This is a genomic window from Neisseria sp. HMSC068C12, from assembly GCF_001814095.1.
GTDB classification, from domain to species: domain Bacteria; phylum Pseudomonadota; class Gammaproteobacteria; order Burkholderiales; family Neisseriaceae; genus Neisseria; species Neisseria perflava.
This window is the reverse complement of the sequence record NZ_KV814829.1, coordinates 3,444-8,494: the sequence shown is the minus strand read 5'-3', so window position 1 is coordinate 8,494 and position 5,051 is coordinate 3,444. Positions and strand designations below refer to the sequence as shown.

General features: G+C 47.1%; 8 protein-coding genes and 1 pseudogene. 6 read left to right on the top strand and 3 right to left on the bottom strand.

Going from position 1 to position 5,051, the window contains the following annotated elements; translation table 11 throughout:
* Nucleotides 1-346, bottom strand: a 346-nt coding sequence (locus HMPREF2952_RS09655; protein ID WP_210398401.1) for an NAD(P)H-dependent oxidoreductase, incomplete at its 3' end; no start/stop codon positions are given.
* 118 nt (nt 347-464) lie between these two features.
* Nucleotides 465-620: a hypothetical protein gene (locus HMPREF2952_RS11350; protein WP_168165182.1), complete on the bottom strand. Its 156-nt coding sequence runs from the start codon at nt 618-620 to the stop codon at nt 465-467.
* 216 nt (nt 621-836) lie between these two features.
* Here HMPREF2952_RS11350 and HMPREF2952_RS09650 point away from each other — a divergent pair, with 216 nt between their 5' ends.
* Both HMPREF2952_RS09650 and HMPREF2952_RS09645 read left to right on the top strand, forming a co-directional pair.
* Nucleotides 837-1,283 carry a hypothetical protein gene (locus HMPREF2952_RS09650; protein ID WP_070695612.1) on the top strand — a complete coding sequence of 149 codons (447 nt, stop codon included), beginning with the start codon at nt 837-839 and terminating at the stop codon, nt 1,281-1,283.
* Between the two features lie 14 nt (nt 1,284-1,297).
* A complete protein-coding gene (locus tag HMPREF2952_RS09645; protein WP_070695611.1) occupies nt 1,298-1,585 on the top strand; it encodes a hypothetical protein in 288 nt (95 codons plus the stop codon).
* A 128-nt stretch (nt 1,586-1,713) separates the two neighbouring features.
* Here HMPREF2952_RS09645 and HMPREF2952_RS09640 read toward each other — a convergent pair whose 3' ends face one another.
* The gene (locus HMPREF2952_RS09640) at nt 1,714-2,301 is read right to left on the bottom strand and encodes an isochorismatase family protein (protein WP_070695610.1); all 588 of its coding nucleotides are present in this window, start codon (nt 2,299-2,301) and stop codon (nt 1,714-1,716) included.
* 145 nt (nt 2,302-2,446) lie between these two features.
* Between HMPREF2952_RS09640 and HMPREF2952_RS09635 the strand changes: the two genes are divergently transcribed.
* From HMPREF2952_RS09635 to HMPREF2952_RS09625, 4 genes and pseudogenes are all read left to right on the top strand, one after another.
* Nucleotides 2,447-3,325: a LysR family transcriptional regulator gene (locus tag HMPREF2952_RS09635; RefSeq protein ID WP_070695609.1), complete on the top strand. Its 879-nt coding sequence runs from the start codon at nt 2,447-2,449 to the stop codon at nt 3,323-3,325.
* A 261-nt stretch (nt 3,326-3,586) separates the two neighbouring features.
* The gene (locus HMPREF2952_RS11550) at nt 3,587-3,859 is read left to right on the top strand and encodes a tetratricopeptide repeat protein (protein WP_263336333.1); all 273 of its coding nucleotides are present in this window, start codon (nt 3,587-3,589) and stop codon (nt 3,857-3,859) included.
* A gap of 20 nt (nt 3,860-3,879) precedes the next feature.
* Complete coding sequence (locus HMPREF2952_RS11080; protein ID WP_283120707.1) at nt 3,880-4,047, top strand: helix-turn-helix domain-containing protein; 168 nt, start codon at nt 3,880-3,882, stop codon at nt 4,045-4,047.
* 50 nt (nt 4,048-4,097) lie between these two features.
* Nucleotides 4,098-4,337, top strand: a pseudogene (locus HMPREF2952_RS09625) (transposase); the annotation flags it as partial.
* Nucleotides 4,338-5,051: the final 714 nt, after the last annotated feature.

Below are 5,051 nucleotides of genomic sequence, written 5' to 3'. Positions count from 1 at the left end.
TGCCTTGCAACAAACCACCTGTGCCGTAGCCTTCGGTTGGATTGACACGATGGCGGCCATCACTATGGTAAAGCTTGCCGTGTCCAGCGGTTAATACTTCGTCTATGTATTTTTTCACTGTCCAAGGTTCGTGCATCCACCAGCCTGGCATCTGCCAAATCACGGCATCCATCCATAAGAATTTTTCGATTTCTGCTTCAACATCATAGTCAGCATCAATCACGGTTTCTTTTACATTGTGTTCAAGTGCGGTCAAAACTTCTTTCGCTTTTTTATGAAGTGTGTGGTTCAACTCGCCATGTGAATGGCCAAAATTTTTACCGCCATCCAATAATAAAATATTCATCTTTTGCTCCTAAAACAAATATGAGAGCTTAAATTATGCCTTTTTACTGCATCTTTTAAAAGTGCATTCACTTACACGCTATTTACAGACCATAAAGGGAAATTTATCATACCTATCATTAGCATTCATCATTCTTCTTTTGTAACCAGCACGAAATCGATTTACCGCTGTTCGAGCTGATTTTGTACCGCGCACTCTCATTAATTGCCAGTACCGCCACTTTAATTTTCGAGGCTTGAATTTCAGCAAATGCAAGACGGGCTGCGGTTTCCATTTTATTGCCGAACAGCATTTACTTTTTTAGGCTATTTCCTTGCCACCGCAGGCTCCGGCTTGGTTATGTTGCTGTTACTGGCTACTTTGAATTTGTCGAGACAGGGACGGTTGTTGCTAAAATGAGCAATCGTGCGGCTTAAAGGTGTGATAAAACGGACATGGGTATGAATACGGTTTCAGGTCGTCTGAAAACTATATTTGGAAATTCAAACCGATGAAGATAAACCCTGAAAACGGCAGCATCATTCTGCCGGACGGCAAGGCCATCACTGCACACCCCACGCTTGATGACTGGATTGCATGCTTCCCAAAATCCACCCCGAATCATCTGCAAGCGGGAATAACATTTTTCGGTTTGTCATTTACCAAACATTCCGAACAATACACCCTTACCGCCCAATCCGAGCAGCAACGGCTGGAGCGCTTATCCATATTCTTCTGCCCGATAGGCGAGGACAACAGCTGGGCAGCATGGTCGGAGGAGCGCGAATTGCAACGCAGAAAACAATTTGATCGATGGCTGGATAAACAGCTGGGCGATGCCCCTTGCTCCATTGAAACATCGGCAGCAGGCAAGTGCCGTCGATTTACATGGGGCAATGCGGGCGCGTACTACCACAATAAAGACGGCAGTACGATGATCGTCATCAGTTATCGCTGAACGCCTTTCAAAGGATGCTCCATGCACTACCAATCGCTCAACGCCGCGCTGGAACAATACAGCGGCAATCTGACCACAATCCCCAAGCCTTAAACGCCGTCAGCCAGCACATCGTCCAAGCTTTCGATACCCGCCCCTACCTGCTGCACACCACCCGCGCTGCCGCCGACATCGCCCCAAAGACTTGGCTGCAACAACTGCAAACCTACGCCGCGCAACACGGTTTCGCCGAAGAATTCGAACGCGTTTGGACAACGGAATCATGGCCGATGAAACGAATTCCCGCTTTTCAGGTCGTCTGAAAGCGCAGCTTCAACGAAGTTTCCAAAGGAAACTGAGTTTCTGCACAGCCAAAAGACTACCTGAAAGCCCAAAAGCAGCCTGCACTTCAAATTTTCAAAGTGCAGGCTGCTTTTACACAATTTACGATTTATGCTTGCAAAGCTTCGGCAATCACCTGTAAGAGTTTTTGTCCGTTTTCATCAGCCCAGGTCTGTGCCAGTTCGGCAATGAGCTGGTTGGTGCTGGTAATGGTTGCACCCGCTTTATCCATGCGGCGCAGTGAGGATTCATCGGCCATTTTGGTTGGAGAGCCGCCCGCATCGGCAACTACTTGCACTTCGTAACCCATTTCCAAAAGGGTCAATGTCGGATATACGGTGCAGACATCATTGGTTACCCCGGCGATGATAATACGTTTGCGATTACCCGCTGCGGCTTTGACAGCAGCAGCAAAATTTTCATCAGCCATTGCATTTACAACACCCGCACGTTTAACACGGTTAGCAAACTCTTTAGGCAAAATCTGTTCAAGTTCTGACAACAATGGGCCTTGGGCGTGCTCTTCCATGCTGGAAGTTAAAACAGTAGGAATTCCCAATATTGCCGCAGTTTTAGCAAGCATCAACGCATTGCGTTTCATTTCTTCAAATGAAATTGAACCGACCCAACTCATAGTGCCAACTTGGTGGTCGACTAAAAGCATTACAGAATCTTGGGAATTAAAGGGCTTATACATTTTTTTACTCCTTAAAGTGCAGTTGAGATGTCATGAAACGTATTGTAGGAGAAGATTGCTTTTCAGATAAATATGGTTTTATAGATAATACTTATCCATTTTTAGATATAATAGGTTACCTAAAATCAGCAATAGACAACTATCAATGGATTATTTAAACGAAATGGCGTTATTTGCCGAAGTGGCGGAAGCCAAGGGATTTAGCAAAGCAGCCGCGAAACTGGGGATGCCGCAATCAACGTTATCACGCAGAGTCGGCGAATTGGAAAAGCAGCTGGGTTTACAGCTTTTGAACCGCACGACCCGGCGGGTTGAGCTGACCGAAGCCGGTAGGCGTTATTTCGAGCGGGTCAAGCCTATTATGGAAGAAGCGCGACGGATTCATGACGAGCTAAGCGGGATGCTGGTGCGTCCGTACGGCGTGCTGCGTGTGTCGCTCCCTGTTGATTTTTCGTATGAATTTCTTGCGCCCCTACTCCCCGAATTTGCCGCGCAATACCCTGAAATCAAGCTGGAAATGGATGTTACCCCGCGTAAAGTGGATTTGATTGGTGAGCCGTTCGATTTGGTCATCCGCGCGGGAGAACAGCCAGATTCAGGTTATATCTCCACAGTGCTGATACATGACGAATGTTATCTCTATGCTTCTCCAAGCTATCTTGCCAAACACGGCGAGCCGCAAACCCCGCAGGATTTACCCGCTGCCGACTGCCTACGTTTTCAGACGACCTCAAATTGGACCTTGCTAAATACGGCAGGAGAAACCGTACTCATCACCGCGCAATCGCCCTATGCCGTAAACAGCATAGGCATGCTGGCACGCATGGCTGCGCATGGCTTGGGGGTTGCCTTTATATCGGCAAAAATGGCAGCACAATACGAAGCCTCAGGTCGTTTGAAACATATACTGCCTGACTGGAAAGGACAGAGCATCCCCATTTACGCCCTAACTGCCACGCGGCTGTTGCCGGCAAAAACAAAATGTTTTATTGCGTTTTTGCGCAGCAAAATGAAGGCTGCTTAAAAGCATAAAAGCAGCCTGCACTTGTCGATTGCTGTAACTGCATGATATTCCTAAACTATCCTTTCCCCCACTCTTAAAGAAACGCCCATGAAATCCAAACTATCGGCGCTTGCCATCTCCGCCCTTCTCACCGCATGCTCCGCCGTTCCGCATCAAAACGAACAGGCAAAAGCCCTGCTGGACGAAGGCATCGCCCTGTATTAGAAGCACGATTACCGACACGCCAAACGCTATTTTGAGCAGGCGCAGCAGGCGGGGCATATGAAAGCGCCGCGTTATCTGGGTCTGATGTATCTGAACGGCGAAGGCGTCGCCCAAAATGCGCAAACCGCTTTCGCCTACTTCACGCAGGCAGCCGAAGCGGGCGACATCACGGGGCAATACTGGCTGGGCTATTGTTACGAAAACGGCATTGGCACGGCAAAAGACATGACCCAAGCCGTGCGCTGGTATCAAAAATCCGCCGCACGCGGCGACCATGTTTCCCAGCCCGCCATTGACGCACTGAACCGCTTGGGCGTAAAAACAAATTAACCGTTTCCCGCTGAACCTTTATCCGCCATTTTTCTCAAGCCACAGGCATGAACTTCGGTGAGTGGCTCACCACAGAGCGGCTATGGCAGGTACAGGGTTTGTTGGAAAATACGGATTTGCCGATAGAACGCATCGCCGAACAAAGCGGCTTCGGCAGTCTATACTTTTCAGACGGCCTCAACAGGTAAACCCTTCCCACCCTTACCCACACCAATAATTTCCATCTAATTTTCCCCACATAATGCGAAAAGCCTGCCGCAACCGTCCGCTGGCGGAAGCTCAAACGAAGCGTAACCGATATTTGTCGAAGACCCGTTATGTGGTCGAACAAAGCTTCGGTACGTTACACTGTAAATTCCGCTATGCGCGGGCAGCCTATTTTGGTCTGCTCAAAGTGAGTGCACAAAGCCATCTGACGGCGATGTGTTTGAACCTTTTGAAAGCCGCCAACAGGCTAAGTGCGCCTGTTGCTGCCTAAAAGGCGGTTGGATGCCTGATTAATCAGGTATCCAAGAAGGATTAAGGGGGTATTTGAGTAGAATCAGTGGATATTTGAAACAAAAACAGCCGAAAACCTGTGTTTGGGTTTCAACTGTCGGGGGAAAAGGAATTTTGCAAAGGTCTCAAACTGCTAAGGTACTTATCTCAAAGAAGTTGGAGGTACTTAGTATAGTAGAAGCACTATTCCATTACTCAATAATTAAGTGGTAGAGTTACAGCCAAATCTCTCTTAAAACCTATTGATTTTATACTAAAAATTGGAGTACTATGAGCACACTCTCTAGAGTATCATTAATTCTCATTTGACATATAGGAACAAAACAGCGGAATTTGTAGAAGAATAGGGAAAAGGAAATTAATTTATATTATGTTAAATTCATAACACTAGTATTTTAGCCTGCTAAATTCTGTTTCTCTCAGTAGTTCAATCACTTACAATATTCAAAAACAAAAAGGCCGTCTGAAAGGTTTTTCAGACGGCCCGAGACCTTTGCAAAATCTCCCCAAAAATCCCCTAAATTCCTACTTAAGACATTCAGGGGATTTTCCATGACCACCTTCTTCCAGCAAACTGCCCAAGCCATGATCGCCAAACACATCGACCGTTTCCCACTATTGAAGTTGGATCAGGTGATTGATTGACAACCGATCGAACAATACCTGAATCGTCAAAGAACCCGTTACCTCCGAG